The organism is Sphingobacterium sp. B16(2022) (assembly GCF_012030425.1).
In the GTDB taxonomy this organism is placed as follows: domain Bacteria; phylum Bacteroidota; class Bacteroidia; order Sphingobacteriales; family Sphingobacteriaceae; genus Sphingobacterium; species Sphingobacterium anhuiense.
The window spans coordinates 15787-35316 of record NZ_JAAUVN010000003.1 but is presented as its reverse complement, the minus strand read 5'-3'; the positions used below and the strand labels follow the sequence as shown (position 1 = coordinate 35316).

The following is a 19530-nucleotide window of genomic DNA, read 5'->3' as shown; positions in this document are numbered from 1 at the left end:
TAAAGAAAATCTGAATACATTAAAAATGTCATCAACAGCTGAACAATTAAGTACACGTCATTTGTTAGGAATAAAAGATTTAAATGAATCTGATATTCAATTAATTTTAAATACAGCGAGTAACTTTAAAGAAGTTTTAAACAGACCGATTAAAAAAGTTCCTTCACTTCGTGATATTACAATCGCAAATGTCTTCTTTGAAAATTCTACACGTACACGTTTATCATTTGAGCTAGCTGAAAAAAGACTCTCTGCAGATATCGTTAATTTTGCGGCCTCTTCTTCTTCTGTAAGTAAAGGTGAGACATTGATCGATACCGTCAATAATATCTTAGCGATGAAGGTTGATATGATTGTTATGCGTCATCCTTATGCTGGAGCAGGTGTGTTTTTAAGTAAGCATGTTAACGCACAAATTGTTAATGCCGGCGACGGAGCACATGAACACCCGACTCAAGCTTTGTTAGATTCTTTCTCGATTCGTGAGCGCTTTGGAGATGTCGCAGGACGTAAAGTTGCCATAATAGGTGATATCACTCATTCACGTGTAGCACTATCCAATATTCTATGTTTACAAAAACAGGGAGCTGAAGTGATGGTGTGCGGACCAACAACATTGATTCCTAAATACATTACTTCATTAGGAGTAAAAGTGGAGCATGACTTGATGAAAGCTTTGAACTGGTGTGACGTAGCCAATATGTTACGCATCCAGCTGGAAAGACAAGATATCGCTTACTTTCCATCCCTAAGAGAATATACCATGTTGTATGGGTTGAATAAAACGCTGTTGGATTCATTGGATAAAGAAATAACAATTATGCATCCAGGACCTATTAATAGAGGGGTAGAGATTACTTCGGACGTTGCAGATAGCGCGCACTCTATTATTTTAGATCAAGTAGAAAATGGCGTAGCAGTACGTATGGCTGTACTTTACCTATTGGCAGGACAGCGCGGATAGCATTAATTGTCAATATAGATCAATATGCCTGATTTTTTATTTTTAAATCAGGCATATTTTTTTTGTATTAAATACGTTATACTTTGGATAATGTTAACAATTGTGAATAACTTTTGAGGAAAACTCCTTATTTTAGGCTTAATTTAGTACTTTGAATATTACTATGAATTTTACTTCGCTTTTTTGAGCTAAGTACTTGCAATACAAAATAAAAACATATAAAATATTTTACATATTATGTATAAAAAGATTTACCAGGTAGGGTTTGCGCTAAGTTTGATGGCGACACCAGCTTTAGCACAGCAAACAGAATGGCAACAAATCAACAAAGCATACAAGTCCGGGATGGAGTTGTTTGAAAGAGGCAAATTTACATCTGCTTCAGAACAATTTAATCGTGTAGAAGCGTTACGGACAAAATCCTCTTTGCAATTGGATGAAACAGAAGAATTAACGCTGTTGAAAGAAAATGTACGCTATTATCAAGCTGTATGCGCTTTAGAATTGGGGGAAACAGATGCCGAAGCACAGTTTTTGAAATATATCAAAGACTATCCAAGTAGTGCTAACGCAAAAGCAGCATATTTTCAAATTGGAAAATCTTACTATGCTAAGAAAGATTATGTAAAAGCTATTGAATGGTTTACCAAAATTGATAGTAAAAATCTGGCAGGTAATGAAAGTTTAGAATATCGTTTTAAATTAGGATATTCTTACTTTACAACAAAGAATTATACTGCTGCTAAACCACTTTTTGAAACATTAAAAGATCAAAAGTCTGAATACCAGGAAGCATCAATATATTACTACGCTTATTTATGTTATTTAGATGCGGAGTATAAAACTGCATTAAATGAGTTTGAACGTTTGAATGGTTCAAAAACATTTGAAACAAGTTATCCTTATTACATTACAGCTTTGTATTTCTTGGACAAACGTTACGATGACGTTTTGGATTATGCTTTGCCTATCATGCAACGTACGAAACAGGAGAATGAAACCGAATTGTTCCGTATTGTGGCTGCGACCTACTTTATCAAAGGAGATTTAAAATCATCCAAAAGTTACTACGATAAGTTCCAAGCACAAGATCAAGGAAAAACACAGAATAATCAAGATAGCTACCAAATCGGTTATATCGCTTACAAATTAAAAGATTATGATAAGGCAATAACAGAATTGGAAAAAATGACAGAACCTGATGCATATTATCAAAGTGCGATGATTACATTGGGAGATTCATTCTTGAAAAAAGGAAATAAGCAAGCAGCACGTAACGCATTCTTCAAAGCCTCAAAATTAGATTTTGATAAAGATCTGCAAGAAGAAGGATTATTTAACTATGCTAAGCTTTCTTATGAATTGGAATTCCATCAAGTAGCATTAGCTTCTACACAGGAATATCTTAAAACTTATCCAAAATCAAAACGTCAGGAAGAAGCGAAAACTTTATTAGCTGAAGTTTTATTGAGTACAAAGAACTACCGCGAAGCTGTTGATATCTTAGAGACCATTCAGAAAAGAGGTAGAGAAGCAAATGTAGCTTATCAAAAAGTAACTTACTATAGAGGTTTAGAGTATTATAACGAACGTGCATTTGAAAATGCAATTTCATTATTCATGCGTTCTGAAGCAAATCGTTATGATGAAGAAATCTATGCGTTAGCTACCTACTGGAAAGCAGAGGCGATGTATGAAGTTCGTAAATATGGAGAAGCCGTAACCAATTTTAATAAATTCTTACGTTTACCGGCAGCAGCAAAAACTGATGTTTACAATTATGCCAATTATGCTTTAGCATATGCTGCATTTAGAAATGGAAACTACAATACATCTGCAAATTATTTTGAACGCTTTTTAGCGACAGGTGGTTCAAAAGGAATCGAGTTGAATACCCGTAACGATGCTATTGCTCGTTTAGGGGACTCCTATTTCTCAGCAAAGAACTACGGTAAAGCAATGGAGCAGTATGATCGATTGATTAATGGAAAAGCCGCTAGTCAAGATTACGCATTATTCCAACGCGGTATCATTCAGGGTCTACAAGGAAATAATGAAGGTAAAATTGCCACGCTGAAGTCTGTAATTGCTAAATATCCGACATCAAATTATGCCGATGACGTTTCTTTTGAGATCCCATACACTTATTTCTTAATGGGACAGTCCGACCAAGCTATTTCAGGTCTGCAAACGATGGTGGAGAAATATCCACGTAGTAGTTATGTGCCTCGTGCTTTGGTAACAATCGGTTTAGTACAATATAATCAAGATAATAACGAAGCTGCTTTAAAGACTTTCCAACGCGTAGTGGACCAATATGCAACAACGGATGAAGCTAAGCAAGCAATGCGATCTATTGAAAATATCTATTTAGACAATAGTGATGCTACTGGTTATATCAAATATGCTACTGGTACCAATATTGGAAATTTAACAACATCTGAGCAGGATAGCCGTACATTTTCTACAGCAACAACATTATTCTCAAGATCAAACTTCCAAGGTGCAGTTGAAGCCGTGAATGCTTATTTTGATAAATTCCCTAAGCCTATTCAAGAGAAATATGCGCGTTTTATCCGTGCTGAAAGTAATGCTGCTTTAGGTCATACCGATGAGGCCTTACATGACTATAACATTATCTTGAATGACTGGACAAGCGCTTATACAGAACGTACTTTGGTGAGTGTATCACGCTTATATTTGAAACAGAAGAAATATAATGAAGCAACACAACTGTTGAAAAAATTAGAATTGACTTCTGAGTATAAATCTAATTACAGCTATGCGATCAACAATTTAATGGTCAGCTATTTCGAGATCGGTGACTATAAAGAAACGCTGAATTATTCCAATGCAGTAAGAAATTACGAAAAATCATCTGAGGAAGAGATCGCAAATGCATCACTTTATGCTGGTAAAGCATATTTGAAACAAAGTAAGCGTGCAGAAGCGCTGAAGGAATTTAATTTAGCGGCATTGAAGAGCCGTACAGTTATTGGTGCTGAAGCACGTTATAATGTTGCCTTGATGCAGTATGAAAATAAAGAATACGAAGCCGCTATTAAGTCTGCTTTTGATGTTTCAGATTCGTTTTCATCTTATGATTACTGGGTTGCAAAAAGTTTTATCCTAATGGCAGATGCTTACGTAGGAAAAGGAGATAACTTCCAGGCGAAATCTACTTTAGAAAGTGTGATTGAGAATTATGACGGTAAGGATGATATTTTGCCAACAGCAAAAGCTCGTCTAGAAAAATTGAACAAAAAGAAATAGGAAATAATGAAGAAGTTGCACAATACAACAGTGAAGAAATATACATTAGCAACCTTGTTATTGGGAGCTGGAATGCACTCCTTTGCACAAGAAACACCAAAAAAAGTTGATCCTGCTACACCAGTGACAATTGATTCTTTTGATGTCGTACGTGATTATAAACCTATTCTTGCAGATGCGGTAAAAATCCGTCGTAGTCCTGATATGACCAATAAAAGGGAGTATCAGCCTAAGTTGAGCTATAATAATATTTCAGATAAGAAACTCGATATCAATACTGGATTGCGTGAGTTAAATGTGAAAGAATTGCCTTTCTCACAACTTGCTGATCAAACAAGTAACTATGTTAAATTTGGTGTAGGAAACTACAATACCATCTTAGGAGAAGCATATTTGGCCGTCGATAAATTTGAAAATACACGATTCGGATTATTTGCCAAGCACTTAAACCAAAAAGGCAGTATTGAAGGTCAGAAGTTCGCTACACAGGATGTCGGTATTTTTGGCCGTCGTGTTTACGAACCTTTTACAGTAAATGGAACTTTAGGATATAATCGTTATTCGACAAACTTCTACGGACAGGTGTTTGATAACAGTTCTAATTTAATCAATACAACGCCAGAGGCACAAGCTTTTAATGATATCTATTTCAACGGTGAACTGACAAGTAATGCAGATGTGGATAAGGCCGGGGCGGTAAGCTATTCTGCGAAAGCAGATGCTTATCTTTTTAAAGATAAATATGATGCTAAAGAAAATTCATTCGCCATATCCGGTTATGTGAATAAAAAAGTCAATACATTTAATGTGGGGGCTAATCTAAGTGCTAGCTTTAACTCAGTTGAAGATGTTAAGGTGGCAACAAAAAATCATGTAGCATCGATCAATCCATACATTAAATTTAAAGGTGATAATTATAATGTTACTTTGGGTGCCAATCTCGTTTCTGAGTTTGGAGATACCAGCCGTTTTAATGTTTTTCCAACAGTGGAAGCTGATTTTGCAGTTGTACCGCAGTATGTATACTTATTTGCAGGTGCAAATGGAGGTGTTAAACAAGGATCATTACGTGGTTTTGCAAAAGAAAATCCTTACTTAAATAGCAATATTGATGTACGCAATACTCTTGAAAAACTAAATGTATATGCAGGATTAAAGGGTAATGCAGGAGCAAATTTTGGCTATAAAGTAAAAGCATTTTACAAGCAGATCGAAGGACTTCCTTTGTATGTGAATAGTAGAGAAGAATTAGGAGGCGGTTTTGTTCCGTACAAATTTGATGTCATTTATGATGGATATTCAAGTAAAGCAACTCATTTTGGTATAGAGGGTGAGATGAATGTGCGTGTTTCACAATTGGTTAATTTAAGCGGTAAACTTAATATCGATGATTACAAAGTGAAAGATAATGAAGAGGCATGGTCATTGCCGAAATTCCGTTTCTTAGCCAATGCAAGATTCAATATTTCGGATAAATTCTTTGTAGATGCTGAATTATCAACTCAAGGGCAGACTTCCGCTTTAGCTTATACGTATACAAGTGCAACAGTAAGATCTGAGAATCCAAGTAAAGTAACCATCCCTTCTTTTGCAGATTTTAATGCAGGAGCAGAGTACCGTATCAAAAAGCAATTGGGTGTTTTTGTAAAGGCTAATAATATCTTTGGAAAAGAGTACGAGCGCTATCAATACTACCCACGTTTAGGTTTTAATATAATTGGTGGTATAAACTTTTCTTTTTAATACAAGAAGATTATAACTTTGCGTTAGCAAATAAGGAACAAGAATGAATTTAGGTAAAAACATCAATAATCTATTAAAGCGTTACGCTGAAGTTTACGTTAAGGGCTTGGGGGTGTTCAAAAGAAAGCATTCCGCAGCTCAGTTCGATAAGCAGCGCAACCTGTTTTTACCACCTATTTCTTATGTGGAATTTGATTCGACAGCCGAAAGCGGTTTTAATTTTATTCATTACATACAACAACAGCAAAACCTGAATCTTGATGCCGCGACTCAGGTGTTGCAGGATGCTGTTGCTGATTTAAAGGATCAATTGATCCAAAATGGACAGGCTAAACTTGAAGACTTAGGACACATTGTGAGCTATGGTTCAAGTTTAGTTTTTAAACCATTAGATCTCTCAGGTTTTAATTTTGAACCGATCAGACATGTTATTGCTCCAGAAATAGAGACTGTTATTCCCGATCGTGAATTGGAAGAAAATATTCCATTTTCTCCGACTGAACTAGAGGAACCCGTGGAAGATATTATCGAGGATGAACCGGCAGATACAGAGCAAGTAGAAGAGGAAATCGTACCTGAAACGGTAGTGGTAGCACCTTCACCAGTTGAAACACCTGTAGTGCCGATAATACATGAACCTGTATCCGAAACGATTGACGAAAGAGTAGAAACTGATCCAGCGATATTTTATCAGGAAAGAAGTAATAAATCAAATACAGTTTGGTATTATATTTCGGCAGCGATCATTATTGTGGTGTCTGTTATTGTTGCTTTCTTGCTTAATCCGTCATTGAAGGATCAATTGTTTGGAAAGAAACAAGCAACTGCACCGGTCGTCGTTGCTGCACCAGTGGATACACTACCTAAAATCGATAGTACACAACTGAAGCAAGATTCAACTGCAACAGTTGATTCTCTAAAAGTGGATACAGCAGCACTTCAAACAACACTAAAGGAAACGGTAGTCTTAAAAGAATCAGTACCTGTAGCACAGCCAAATTATCAATTGGTTATTGCCACGCCAAAAACAATGGAATTGGCAGAAGAGGAAGTGCTGAGGTTGCGTAAAAAAGGATATCAAACTGTGCGGGCAGTTGATAGCAAATTTAAAAGAAATAAAAAACGTGTGATTTGGGATACCTACATGACAAAAGAAGAAGCAGATCGGGACCAGGCAACTGTCGCGAAGACTTTTTCAGGAGCATGGGTAGAGAAAATAGCGAAATAGTCTAATATAAACAATTTTAAAATTATAAATTATTATGTCATTGATTCAAAGCGACAGCAATCTTTTGGACACCGTTAATCAAGCTGCACAGCAAGCAGTACCTGTAGTAAGAGACGAAAATTTGAGCTTAATTCAAATGATGATGAAGGGGGGATGGATTATGGTTCCCATTTTATTATTGTTGTTTATTGGTTTGATCATCTTTTTTGAGCGTTTCCTGACTATTCGTAAAGCTGCAAAGTATGATGTTTCACTAATGTCACAAGTAAAAGCAAGTGTGCTTTCTGGTAAATTGGACGCTGCTTTAGCAGTTTGCCGTTCGAGTCACTCAGCATTAGGACGTATGTTGCAAAAGGGATTACTACGTGTAGGACGTCCAATCAAAGATATTGAAGGTGCTATTGAGAATGTAGGTAAACTTGAGGTTGCTAAATTGGAAAAGAATATTAATATTCTAGGTATTATTGCAGGTATTGCGCCGATGCTTGGTTTCGTAGGAACAATTTTTGGAGTAATTACAATTTTCCATGAAGTAGAGATGGCTGGTGGTATTGATATTGGGTCAGTATCCGGAGGTCTTTATGTGAAGATGGTAGCTTCGGCATCTGGCTTAACAGTTGGTATCTTAGCATATATTGGTTACCATATCCTAAATATGATGGTTGAGCGTTTGATCTTACGTATGGAGACAGATGCAGTTGAATTTATTGATTTATTAGATGAACCTGGCGCATAATCGCAGGGTCGTATAGCTAATTAATCAATTAAAATTTAGAATAATGAATCTAAGAAGTAGAAAAAATAAACCAGCAGCTGAAGTACATACTTCAGCATTGAACGACATCATGTTCTTTCTGATGTTATTCTTTTTGTTGGCATCTGCTGTTTCCAATCCGCAGGTTGTGAAGTTATTACTTCCAAAATCCAGTGCTGGAGAGCAGTCTGTATCCAAAAAAACATTGACGGTTTCGATTACCTCGGATTTAGCTTACCATGTTGAAAAGGCAGTTGTACCTTATGATGCACTAGAAGCAGCAATCCAATCGCAAATGAGAACAGGAGAAGAATTGACGATCATGATGTATGTTGATAATTCAGTCCCTATTCAGAATGTGATTTCAGTAATGGATATTGCCAACCGCTTGAAAATAAAAGTTGTTTTGGCGACAGAACCAAAGAAAGATTAAAGAGTTTTAAACCTTTTTTAAGGTTTAAGTTCTAATTTTAAAGAATAGGAGATAAATACATGGCTTACCATCTTCAACATGAGGAAAATAACTTCCCCAAAGCATTAGGGATTTCTACTGCTATAATGGGGATTTTGGTATTGATAAGTTTCTTTATCATTTTTGGAACCAAAATGCCCGATGAATACGGTATGGGCGGTATGGTTGTGAATTATGGTACAGCAGAAGAAGGCATGGGCGATGATTACATGAGTGTTGAAGAACCTTCTGTAGATCCCAATGCTAATAATGTAAAACCAGATCGCGTCGTTCCAGAAGAAATACCGACACCTACACCTTCACAGCAGGTCGCTGACAAAGCAGTCGTGACACAAGATGTTGAAGATGCTCCCGTTGTTACGAAGGCTTCAAAGCCCGTAAAAACAGTTGCGCCTGAAACAACAAAAGAAGTGAAGGACAGTAAACCTGCAGTAAATTCGAATGCCCTTTATAAAGGCAAAAAGAATAACGGCACAGGTTCTGGTGATGGTACAGGAACGGTACCTGGCAATCAAGGTAGTAAATTAGGTGATCCTTTAGCCAGTAATTATGGTGAAGGTGGTTCTGGAAACGGTAATATGATGCTTTCAATTGAAAACAGAAGTTTTACGCAGAGACCTCAGATTGATGATAATGGACAGCAGGCTGGTAAAGTAGCTGTTGAGTTCCGCGTAAACCAATCGGGAGTGATCATTTATGCACGTGCCGGAGTGAAAGGTACAACCATCACGGATCCAAGCTTATTGGAAAAATGTGAAAGAGCTGTTCGTGGAGCTCGATTGAATCAATTGCCAAATGCGCCTGACTCTCAGACAGGCAGAATTGTATTCAATTTTAAACTAAGATAAAATTTATTGTCAATGCATAATTATAATGAGGTAATCGAGTATTTATATGCTCGATTACCTATGTTTACCCGTGACGGGGCATCCGCCTATAAAAAGGATTTAGATAATACCTTAGCATTACTTCATGCGTTAGGAAATCCACAAGATAAATTCAAATCTATTCATATTGCCGGTACGAATGGGAAAGGTTCATCCTCTCACATGTTGGCTTCTATCTTTGCAGAGGTAGGATATAAAACAGCCCTGTATACTTCACCACATTTATTAGATTTTAGGGAACGTATTCGTATCAATGGACAGATGGTCGATGAGCAATTTGTTATTGATTTTGTGAATAATCTGCATGCACTGATTGAAGAGATTCAACCCTCATTTTTTGAGGTTACGGTGGCTATGGCATTTGATTACTTTGCAAAACAGCACGTTGATATTGCCATCATTGAAGTTGGTTTAGGTGGTCGTCTTGATTCTACAAATGTCATCATGCCACTGGCATCCTTAATCACTAATATCGGTTTTGACCATATGAATATGTTGGGTGATACGCTTCCAGCTATAGCATCTGAAAAAGCAGGTATTATAAAAAAAGATACTCCTGTTGTCGTATCGGAATATCATAAAGATACTGCGCCTGTATTTCTAGAAAAAGCTAAGCTTGAAAATGCAGCGCTTGAGTTTGCATCCGACAAATTGCAATCAGAAATTAAAGCCATTAATGAAGATCATTTACAGATTGAAGTCAAGGATAAGGAAGGTCATATCGAGCAATACGAATTAGATCTAAAAGGAACGTATCAATCAAAAAATATATTAGGTGTCTTGCGGATTGTTGATCATATGCGGACACGAGGTTATGATCTGTCACAGGACGATGTAAAAAATGGTTTGCGAAAAGTACAGTCTTTTACTGGCCTTCAAGGTCGATGGCAGACACTTTCCAAAAAACCTTTTATCATTTGCGATACTGGACATAATGAGGATGGAATTAGGGAAGTTCTGAAAAATTTAGCCAATACAAACTATCGGCAATTGCATTTTGTAATAGGAGCTATGAAGGATAAAGATTTAGGACATATGCTCCCATTGTTACCTACAGATGCGATCTATTATTTTAGTAACCCTGATATGCCTAGAGCGATGCCTTCAGAAGAACTTGCAGCTGAAGCACATCTATTGGGACTAAAAGGAAATGCATATGGCCCTGTCGTAAAAGCTTTTGAAGCAGCAAAAAAACAGTATCAGGACGGAGATTTAATTTTTATAGGAGGAAGTAACTTTGTGGTATCAGAAGTGCTTGCCGCTATAAACTAATGTGCTGCCTGATAAGACAGCTATTGTAAAGTAAAGCAAAAAAAAAGAGCGAGCAGATCTTTAGATCTGCTCGCTCTTTTTTATGCCACAAGATTGTAGTTAAGTAATTACCCAATTTTCGAATTTTCTTCAAGTGCTGGGAATTTTATTCTATGTAAAATTTATCCAAATTCAATTCAATTTATGAAAAAATTAATCGTTGATAGTCAATTCACCTCTGATATCCTTTTCGATCCAATAGGCAACATCTTTTTGATCTTCGCATTCACCCTGTAGGTACATGAGCTTTGTTACAGCAGCTTCAAAAGTCATATCGTAACCATTGAGTACTCCAATCGCTTTTAGTCCAGTGCTCGTCTCATAACGCCCCAGTTCAACAGAACCAACCTTACATTGTGATATATTTAAAATATTCTTACCGTTATCAATGGCTTCTTTCAGCAAATCTAAAAACCATTGATCGGTAGTGGTATTTCCGGAGCCAAATGTTTCCATAACAATAGAACGGACATCCGAATTTAATACTGCTCTGATTGTACTAGGACTTATACCTGGAAACAATTTCAGAACACCCACGCGATCGTCAAGTTTGGTATGCAAAATAAACTCTTTACCACTGTTGTTTAATAAAGCATCTTGATTGTATTGGAGATGAATACCTGCCTCTACAAGAACCGGATAATTGGGGGAACGGAAAGCTTCAAATTTTGCCGAATTATATTTGAAAGAACGGTTACCTCTAAATAATTTATTGTCAAATAGAATACATACTTCTTGAATCATGGAGACCCCAAAATGCTTTGTAGACGCAATTTCTAAGGCAGTCATCATATTTTCCCTTGCATCGGTGCGAATTTCTCCGATCGGTAATTGAGAACCTGATAAAATGACGGGTTTTTGTAACCCTTCCAGCATAAAGCTTAAAACCGAAGCCGAAAATGACATGGTATCTGATCCATGTAAGATGACAAAACCATCATATTCATCGTAATTGTCCTTAATGATCTGTGCCATTTCAATCCATATTTCAGGCTTCATATTGGAAGAATCAATAATGGGATTAAAGGAATGTACGGTTAATTTATAATTTAATCGACTTAGATCTGGAAGATTGCGCTTGATTAATTCAAAGTCAAAGGGAACGAAAGTTCCCGTTTCGTCTTTGACCATTCCTATGGTGCCACCTGTGTATATGATAAATATGTTATGCATGATGTGAGTTAGATTCCAAATATTCTTTTTGAGTTTTCAGTTGTTATTGCCGCTACTTGTTCTATTGGTAATTCTTTAATGTCAGCTATTTTTTGTGCTATATAGTATAGATAACTACTTTCATTTTGTTTGCCTCGAAACGGCATCGGAGCAAGATAAGGCGCATCAGTTTCCAGTACAATATGTTGTAGGCCTATCTGTTTAACGACTTCGTCAAGCCCCGCTTTTTTAAAAGTGACAACTCCGCCAATACCCAGTGCGAAACCCAGATCGATAGCATGTTGCGCTTGTTCAATGTTTCCTGTAAAACAATGTAGTACCCCAAAAAGCTTTTCATCTTTTAGTTCTTCTAATAATTCAAATAATTCGTTAAAAGCCTCACGACAATGAATATCTATTGGTAAATTAAGATCTTTAGCCCATTGTACCTGCTGACGAAAAGCATCTTTTTGAATCTCCAAAGTAGATTTGTCCCAATACAGGTCTAGGCCAATTTCTCCGATAGCATATACTTTGTGTTGCTGCAGTGCCGCATAGATTTTTGTTAGTTCTTCTTGATAGTTTTCTTTTACATCACAGGGATGTAAACCGAGCATCGGAAAACAGTTGTTTGGGTATGCATCAACAGTTTTCATGACTGCAGCTATCGATGCACTATTGACATTTGGAAGAAAAAGGCGATGAATATCTTTATCAAAGCAACGTTGCATTTGTTCTGCTAATGAATCGTTTTCGGTGTGATAGTATATATGGGTATGGGTATCTGTTAGTAACATGGATTATAGTTATAGCGAAGGTAAAAATAAATGTTTAGGATGAAACGACCTAATTTGATGAAACTTAGTCATTATCACGGTGATGGATATAGCGCCAATGCTTTGAAAATTAGAAACTCATATAGCTGTTTTATTACGAATATAAAACTACACAGCTTTTTTTTTGATTTTTTGTTAAAAATGAGAAATATTTGATCAAAATTTTAACTGTTTTATTATTAAGGACAGGGTAATATTCCTGTATTTAGGAATATTGTAGATAAATCACCTATATAATGCATATTCCTTCCTTTTACGATGGGATCTATAGCACTCTTCTATCCCGTCAATTAGAAAAGATGTAGTCATTCATCCATCCATTTATTTGATATAAAAATCAAACGCTTACTTATTCTTACTTCCTTCTTTATTTGTTTAAGTACACTTTGTCAGGTCACGATTTCAAGCAAATTGCTAAAAGTTTTACAGATAATAAAATTCTGATAATTATGGACTTAACCAAGCCAATTTTGCGTAATGCCCAAGCTAATTATTGATCCTTATCGCATTGAAGGGTTTATCAACATTTGGAAATAGAAGACCAATGAAAAAGGGCTTATTGAATTACCAATAAGCCCTTTTTGATAAATATTTATGTCCTTATTTTTTTACTGGTGTAGCAGGTGTCAATTTTGTTGCAGGAATTGTTGTTGGAGCAGCTGCAGGAGCTTTTCCAGGAATAATGTCAATAACTTCTACGTCAAAAATTAACGGCGAATATGGAGGAATCTCTCCAGCCTGACGTTCGCCATAAGCTAAATTAGAAGGGATAACCAATGTTGCTTTTGAGCCTTTGTTTAATAACTGGAAAGCTTCCGTCCAGCCTGTTATAACACCATCTACACCTAAATGTAGACGAAGAGGTTCATAAGGTCTTTGTGCATTGAATTTTTTATATTTTTTAGCAAGATCAGCTTGATTGGTATCAAATACTTTATCGTTTGCTAATTTCCCAACGTAATTAACAACTACTGTATCACCAACAGCGGCATTTTTACCTGATCCTGGTTTTGTAATTACATATTGTAAACCGGAAGCAGTTTTCTGAGTTGCTAATTTATTATTCTTTAAGAACGCTTCAACTTTCCCTGTTTCAGCCCCTTTTAATTTTGCAGTCTGTTCCTCAAAATATTTCGTAACCTGCTCACTTAATTGTTGGTCTGTTAATTTACCTTTTTTGAAGTGTTTTTGAACTTTAATCGTATAGATGATGTATTTATCAGCAAAATCAGGTTTTGGTTGCTTTGTTTTAGCCGTTATAGAATCTAAATTAATCTTAAATACCAAACTATCACCTTCACCTACAAATTTGAATAAACCAGTTGGATCTCCTGGGTTTTGTTTGATGATACTATCCGGATATAATTGTAGGATTTGTGGAACTCCTGCATCGTAAGTACTCGACATGACAGAATCTCTATCAGATTTTTGAATAATATCTACCGACAATAGATCACCTGCAACTGCCTTTTCTGCACCAGCATCCTTCACGATTTTGTATTCTAGGCCACCCTCGGCCTTTTTAAAGTTTTGGCAAGCAGTTAATAAAAGCCCTGATGCCGCGAATAGTAAAATTGATTTTTTCATTTAAGTTTAATTGCTTTCTTATTTTTTATTAATTCTTTATAATCTGGTCATACGACTTTAGTCGTATTGAGATTCTGTTCCTTTTAAATAGTCTTCCTATTCTATGGAAGGAAACATCTCAGATCAAAGATAATTTAATTTGTTCAGTTCTGGCAGTAATTTTTACGTAAAAAAATGTAAACATGGATATGAAAAATAGCTATGATACTGCTTAAACATGGATTTTAAATTATCATGGAAGGCAAAAGAAAACATTAAAAATTTTTAAAGAAAATCATGCGATTTGAATTTTTATTAACCCTAATTTGGATATAAAGGAAAGGTGATTCTTGTGAAAATATAATATAAATTTTAAATTTAGGTCCGCCCCAAAAAAAAGCACTTATCGGTGATCCGATAAGTGCTTTTCATTTTGATAATTTCTGTACTTATTTCTTTACAGGCGTAGCCGGTGTCGTTGTTGCAGGAATTGTCGTTGGAGCTGCAGCAGGTGCTTTTCCAGGGATAATGTCAAGAACTTCCACATCGAAAATTAAAGGTGAATATGGAGGAATTTCTCCAGCAGGACGTTCGCCATAAGCTAAAACCGAAGGAATAACCAAAGTAGCTTTTGAACCTTTGTTCAATAATTGGAAAGCTTCAGTCCAACCTGTAATAACGCCATCAACACCTAAATGTAAACGTAAAGGCTCGTAAGGTCTTTGTGGATTAAATTTGTTATGTTTTTTAGCTAGATCAGCTTGGTTAGTATCAAATACTTTATCGTTTGTCAATCTACCGATGTAGTTAACAACTACAGTGTCACCAACAGCCGCATTTTTACCTGATCCAGCCTTAGTAACAACATATTGTAAACCAGAAGCAGTTTTCTTAGGTGCTAATTTGTTGTTTTTCAAGAAAGCTTCAACTTTTCCAGCTTCAGCGCCTTTTAATTTTGCAGTCTCTGCTTCAAAATACTTCGTAACTTGCTCACCTAATTGTTGATCAGTTAACTTACCTTTTTTGAAGTGTTTTTGAACTTTAATCGTATAGATAATATATTTATCAGCAAATGCTGGTTTTGGTTGTTGTGTTTTGGCAGCTACAGAATCTAAATCGATTTTAAATACCAAACTATCACCTTCACCTACAAGTTTAAATAAACCTGTTGGATCTCCTGGGTTTTGTTTGATGATACTATCTGGATATAATTGTACGATTTGTGGAATTCCAGCATCAAAAGTACTATTTAATAATGAATCTCTATCTGTTTTAACAACCATGTCTACCGACAATAAATCACCAGATACAGCTTTTTCAGCACCAGCATCTTTAGCGATTTTGTATTCTAGGCCACCTTCAGCCTTTTTAAAATTTTGGCAAGCAGTTAATAATAGTCCTGATGCCGCGAATAATAGAATTGATTTCTTCATTTCAGTTTTATTGCTATCTTATTTTGTTAATATTTCTTTATAATTCGGTAAAGCGGATTTAAATGTATTGATAACCGTTTGTAGATCATCATGTGAATTTCCTCCAGATGCATTGAGATGACCACCGCCATTAAAATATGTTTTGCATATTTCATTGCATGGAACATCACCAATCGAGCGCAAAGATAATTTAATTTGTTCTTTTCTGTCAATAATTAATGCAGCTAATCGAATTCCTTTAATTGACAATGCATAATTCACAAGTCCTTCGGTATCTCCAGTAATCACTTCGAAGCTTTTTAAATCTTCTTGTGTAACGTAAATCATGGCTGTGTTGTACTCTGGGAATACTTCTAAACGATTGAGTAAGCAGTATCCTAAGAATTTTAACCTTCCTTCCGAAGAACTGTTATAGATCAGCTCGTGAATAGCCCAGTTCTCTGCGCCACAATCGATCAAGCTCGCGATTATCCGGTGTATTTCTGAAGTCGTAGAACGGAAACGGAATGAACCTGTGTCGGTCATAATGCCTGTATACAGGCAGGTTGCCATATCTGCAGAGATACTGCCAGCTTCTTGCATTTCTGTTGTTATAAATCTGAAAATTAGCTGTGCAGTTGCCGCAGCTTTAGGATCCCAATATTCATAATCATGAAAACCTTGAGGTTCAAGATGGTGGTCAATCATACATTTTATACCTGTCGCGTTTTCAACAGGAACTGCCATATCATGGATACGGGACAGTCCATTAAAATCAAGGCAGAAAATGATTTCAGCATCGGCAATTAATTTTTGATTTTCTTGTACTTCTTTGGTGTAAATGCGCACATGTTCTAAACCCGGTAACCAGTCTAAAAAGGATGGGAAATCGGATGGAACGATAAGGCTTACATCATGTTTATGGGCTTTTAGCCAATAAAATAGACCTAATGAAGAACCCAGCGCATCGCCATCCGGCTTGAAGTGCGTAGTGATTACAATTCTTTTAGGTTCTGATAAAAGTGTTTTTAGTTGTTCTGATGTCAGCATATTCGTATTAAGTCTGCAAACCTACTATAAAAAAAAATATTTATAGCATTTTTTTATAAACATTTGAGACGTTTTTGATTTTTGATTTATGTTTTTAAATTTTTGAAATACAATTTGTTAAAATTTATAAACATAAATTTTGTGATCTCGTTTAGAGCTAATTAAATAAGATGAATTATTCCCGAAATCGATAGGACCAAAATAGAATTTTGACATACCTTCTACAGGAAAGCCATTTCTTACAAGACCATCTTCATTGAAGATATAAATCATACGGTTATCTGTACCTACAGCAACAAGATCGTTATTGTTTGTCACTTTAAAGAATAAAGGTCTGTTACTGACATCGTCCACAAATTTGTATGCAAAATATTTAGTGCTATCTTTCTGGTTATACACAGATAGATTATTGTCACTAAGAACAACGTAATCTTTATCCGCACTGCCACTTACATCTTCAAAGTTGAACGTAAAGTTTGTGCCCCAATCGCCAATTTTTAATTTGATCGGATCTCCCTCGAAAGGAACTTTAATCACTTCTCCTTTATCTTTCGGTACAATAACAAAGGAATTCTTCATATCCGAAGTTGTTATCAACCCAATTGGGTTCTTTAACGTTTGCCCATTGACATTAAGCTCTTCTTTACGGATAAGAGTACCATCTTCATTAAAAAAGTAAACTGACCCTTGGCTGGTTCCTGCAATGATAAAATTTTGATTAGCAATTGTAGCTGCTTTCAAATCAAATAAAATTTTGCTGTCCAAGCTTGGATTTTTCCAATCTTCGATCTTTTTTCCCGTCAGATCGTATACAGCTATCTGGTTTGAGCACGGAATATAGATTCTTTTTTCATTGTTGAAATTTGTCAGTGTAAGACCTGCAGAGGCATTGCTCGGTAAACCCACAGAAAAACCAGGTATTAACTTTCCATCAGGAGAAAAACGATACAGACGACTTCTGGTATTCAACAGTATACTACGGTCCTGCAATTGAATCGGTTGCCCTAAAATTTCTCCCTGAAAGAGTGTTTTCCATAATTCTTTACCAGAAGGGCTGAGTGCATAGACCGTATGATCCTGCTCTTGTACTAAAATAAATTTGCTGTTTTCAGTCTGATTAAATACCCAAGGATTATTGATTAATTTTGAGTTCATTTGAAATGTCCATGCTGCAGTCCCTCCAAAACGATTTTTAGATTTGTATAAGGCATAAAAACCTGAAATAAATCCACCAGCATTTCCACTTACCTGCAAAGAAGTCGAGTAAAAATTTTGATAACCAAAAAGTTCCTTATCTCTGAAGTTTTTAGCATACTCCGACTTTAAGTTATTAATGATTGTATTCTTCGCTGTTTCAGGTTCGATATAAAACGTAACATTCGCTCTGTTGCTCTGAATGGCACTATGATTCTTGAAGATGGCTGTTCCAGACATCATCTGGTTATCGAAATAAGCCTGACGGTACTTTCGTAGAACACCGGTCTGATTTGCCACAACAAGTACTTTTCCGATTCTTGTAAAGTATGGACGCTGAAAACTTTTGAAGGGATCTCCGAAACTTGAATAAAGAATGTTGGAATAATCAAATTGGTAGATATCATCTCCTTGATTGCTGCTTATTTTTTTTGAAGTTTCTATAAATTTACTGCTATCAGCTAAACTAACAAGACCTAGAATATTCATATTATCCAATTCCGCAATTGCAAATTCATCATTCCATAAAGGTAAAATATCAGTTTGAAAGATTACTTTTCCTTCATTCTCAATGAGCTTTTGATGGCTCTTAATTTTATCAGCTTCCTTTCGATAGGTAAATAAATCGCTAAGTGAGCGATGAAAGCTATTGATATCAGAAAGGCTATAGTTAATGTAGGAAGAGGTGTTTTTTGGTAAAAAATTAGCTAAAGTTTGCACTTGTGGTGATTGATGAGCAAAAAGTTGCAGATAGTTATGCTGATTCAGGTTAAGCTGCGTTTCTCCTTTAAAAATTAATGCATCATCTTTGAAGTTTAGATTCCAGGCTGTAGATCCTTGTAATGAATCAATTTGATTAAGATACATGCCAAACTTACTGCGCATGATTTTTTTTGCTAGAGCTGCAATTTGATTATTACTAAAATAAAGACTTAACGGAGTATTCTTACTGTTTTGACTGATGAAGAATTCAATTTGCTTATGATCTAATTTTTTAACCGATTTATCAATGACCTGATGGATTATTGAAGGATTATAACCAGCAAAAAGAATATTTTCATGAAGTGTACAGAACAGCACAGAATCTTTAATACCTTTATCAAAACTGTAAATGCGGTGACCTAGCGTGTCAGTTTGATTTTTCTTGTATTTTTTATCTACACCTTGAAATAAAGCTTCTAAGGTCTTATCGTTTATTTTTTCATTCAGACCGACCGTATATAATGATGCCATACCCGATTTTGTAGGGTGATAGGAAAGAATGACTTCCACATCCTGCACTTTGCCTTTAATCGATGCCGCACTTAAGAAATCCTGCTTAATTGTTTTGAGATTGTCAAAATCTTGTTTTCCCTGAATTGCTTCAAACAGTTCGAAATTCTGGAAAATTGTATCCGTTGTTTCGTTATTTCTGAAAGCTGCAATAAAGTAGGTATCAGCAGGTAAATACTGGAGTGTTTTTGTCGCAGTTTCTTGCTTGCTGCTGCTGTCGGAGAAGTAGTAGATGGAAGCCGCAACTACGGCTATAAAAAGTAGGACAGTAACAATAATCGTATTTCTCATATCTAATAACAAACGTACTAAAAAATATCTGGAACCTGAGTTGTCACAAATGTAAGTACTCCTTTGTAACAATAAATTTAACAAATATTCTCCTTTTCTGAGGAAGATTTGATACATTTATCCAG

At 35.8% G+C, this 19530-nt stretch carries 14 protein-coding genes; 8 read left to right on the top strand and 6 right to left on the bottom strand.

Going from position 1 to position 19530, the window contains the following annotated elements:
• Positions 1–25: 25 nt before the first annotated feature.
• The 8 genes from HCX49_RS14850 (at position 26) to HCX49_RS14815 (ending at position 10593) form a co-directional block, all read left to right on the top strand.
• The gene (locus tag HCX49_RS14850; RefSeq protein ID WP_021188731.1) at positions 26–964 is read left to right on the top strand and encodes an aspartate carbamoyltransferase catalytic subunit; all 939 of its coding nucleotides are present in this window, start codon (positions 26–28) and stop codon (positions 962–964) included.
• Positions 965–1201: 237 nt separating this feature from the next.
• Positions 1202–4237 (top strand): tetratricopeptide repeat protein, encoded by a 3036-nt coding sequence (locus tag HCX49_RS14845; RefSeq protein ID WP_132769024.1) that lies wholly within the window; start codon positions 1202–1204, stop codon positions 4235–4237.
• Positions 4238–4243: 6 nt separating this feature from the next.
• Positions 4244–5980: a TonB-dependent receptor gene (locus tag HCX49_RS14840; RefSeq protein ID WP_132769022.1), complete on the top strand. Its 1737-nt coding sequence runs from the start codon at positions 4244–4246 to the stop codon at positions 5978–5980.
• A 43-nt stretch (positions 5981–6023) separates the two neighbouring features.
• On the top strand, positions 6024–7208 hold the full coding sequence (locus HCX49_RS14835) for an SPOR domain-containing protein (protein ID WP_168127539.1): 1185 nt from the start codon (positions 6024–6026) through the stop codon (positions 7206–7208).
• A gap of 34 nt (positions 7209–7242) precedes the next feature.
• Positions 7243–7944, top strand: coding sequence for a MotA/TolQ/ExbB proton channel family protein (locus HCX49_RS14830; protein ID WP_132769018.1), 702 nt, complete (start codon positions 7243–7245; stop codon positions 7942–7944).
• 43 nt (positions 7945–7987) lie between these two features.
• Positions 7988–8395, top strand: coding sequence for an ExbD/TolR family protein (locus tag HCX49_RS14825; protein ID WP_132769016.1), 408 nt, complete (start codon positions 7988–7990; stop codon positions 8393–8395).
• Between the two features lie 59 nt (positions 8396–8454).
• Positions 8455–9282 (top strand): energy transducer TonB, encoded by an 828-nt coding sequence (locus tag HCX49_RS14820; RefSeq protein ID WP_168127538.1) that lies wholly within the window; start codon positions 8455–8457, stop codon positions 9280–9282.
• A 12-nt stretch (positions 9283–9294) separates the two neighbouring features.
• Positions 9295–10593: a bifunctional folylpolyglutamate synthase/dihydrofolate synthase gene (locus HCX49_RS14815; protein WP_168127537.1), complete on the top strand. Its 1299-nt coding sequence runs from the start codon at positions 9295–9297 to the stop codon at positions 10591–10593.
• Positions 10594–10785: 192 nt separating this feature from the next.
• On the opposite strand, the gene HCX49_RS14810 is transcribed toward HCX49_RS14815, so the two are convergent.
• The 6 genes from HCX49_RS14810 to HCX49_RS14785 form a co-directional block, all read right to left on the bottom strand.
• Positions 10786–11805: an asparaginase gene (locus HCX49_RS14810; protein ID WP_021188735.1), complete on the bottom strand. Its 1020-nt coding sequence runs from the start codon at positions 11803–11805 to the stop codon at positions 10786–10788.
• Between the two features lie 8 nt (positions 11806–11813).
• Positions 11814–12581 carry a TatD family hydrolase gene (locus HCX49_RS14805; protein ID WP_168127536.1) on the bottom strand — a complete coding sequence of 256 codons (768 nt, stop codon included), beginning with the start codon at positions 12579–12581 and terminating at the stop codon, positions 11814–11816.
• A 639-nt stretch (positions 12582–13220) separates the two neighbouring features.
• Positions 13221–14207, bottom strand: coding sequence for an FKBP-type peptidyl-prolyl cis-trans isomerase (locus HCX49_RS14800; protein WP_168127535.1), 987 nt, complete (start codon positions 14205–14207; stop codon positions 13221–13223).
• A gap of 428 nt (positions 14208–14635) precedes the next feature.
• Positions 14636–15619, bottom strand: a complete 984-nt coding sequence (locus tag HCX49_RS14795; protein WP_132769008.1) for an FKBP-type peptidyl-prolyl cis-trans isomerase — start codon at positions 15617–15619, stop codon at positions 14636–14638.
• 18 nt (positions 15620–15637) lie between these two features.
• The gene (locus HCX49_RS14790) at positions 15638–16648 is read right to left on the bottom strand and encodes a DHH family phosphoesterase (RefSeq protein ID WP_168127534.1); all 1011 of its coding nucleotides are present in this window, start codon (positions 16646–16648) and stop codon (positions 15638–15640) included.
• 117 nt (positions 16649–16765) lie between these two features.
• On the bottom strand, positions 16766–19405 hold the full coding sequence (locus HCX49_RS14785) for a PQQ-binding-like beta-propeller repeat protein (RefSeq protein WP_168127533.1): 2640 nt from the start codon (positions 19403–19405) through the stop codon (positions 16766–16768).
• Between the last annotated feature and the right edge of the window lie 125 nt (positions 19406–19530).

Excerpts from the sequence above, each read along its gene's own strand:
- HCX49_RS14850 (WP_021188731.1), top strand. The coding sequence starts at position 26 with ATGTCATCAACAGCTGAACAATTAAGTACACGTCATTTGTTAGGAATA.
- HCX49_RS14845 (WP_132769024.1), top strand. The coding sequence starts at position 1,202 with ATGTATAAAAAGATTTACCAGGTAGGGTTTGCGCTAAGTTTGATGGCG.
- HCX49_RS14840 (WP_132769022.1), top strand. The coding sequence starts at position 4,244 with ATGAAGAAGTTGCACAATACAACAGTGAAGAAATATACATTAGCAACC.
- HCX49_RS14835 (WP_168127539.1), top strand. The coding sequence starts at position 6,024 with ATGAATTTAGGTAAAAACATCAATAATCTATTAAAGCGTTACGCTGAA.
- HCX49_RS14830 (WP_132769018.1), top strand. The coding sequence starts at position 7,243 with ATGTCATTGATTCAAAGCGACAGCAATCTTTTGGACACCGTTAATCAA.
- HCX49_RS14825 (WP_132769016.1), top strand. The coding sequence starts at position 7,988 with ATGAATCTAAGAAGTAGAAAAAATAAACCAGCAGCTGAAGTACATACT.
- HCX49_RS14820 (WP_168127538.1), top strand. The coding sequence starts at position 8,455 with ATGGCTTACCATCTTCAACATGAGGAAAATAACTTCCCCAAAGCATTA.
- HCX49_RS14815 (WP_168127537.1), top strand. The coding sequence starts at position 9,295 with ATGCATAATTATAATGAGGTAATCGAGTATTTATATGCTCGATTACCT.
- HCX49_RS14810 (WP_021188735.1), bottom strand. The coding sequence starts at position 11,805 with ATGCATAACATATTTATCATATACACAGGTGGCACCATAGGAATGGTC.
- HCX49_RS14805 (WP_168127536.1), bottom strand. The coding sequence starts at position 12,581 with ATGTTACTAACAGATACCCATACCCATATATACTATCACACCGAAAAC.
- HCX49_RS14800 (WP_168127535.1), bottom strand. The coding sequence starts at position 14,207 with ATGAAAAAATCAATTTTACTATTCGCGGCATCAGGGCTTTTATTAACT.
- HCX49_RS14795 (WP_132769008.1), bottom strand. The coding sequence starts at position 15,619 with ATGAAGAAATCAATTCTATTATTCGCGGCATCAGGACTATTATTAACT.
- HCX49_RS14790 (WP_168127534.1), bottom strand. The coding sequence starts at position 16,648 with ATGCTGACATCAGAACAACTAAAAACACTTTTATCAGAACCTAAAAGA.
- HCX49_RS14785 (WP_168127533.1), bottom strand. The coding sequence starts at position 19,405 with ATGAGAAATACGATTATTGTTACTGTCCTACTTTTTATAGCCGTAGTT.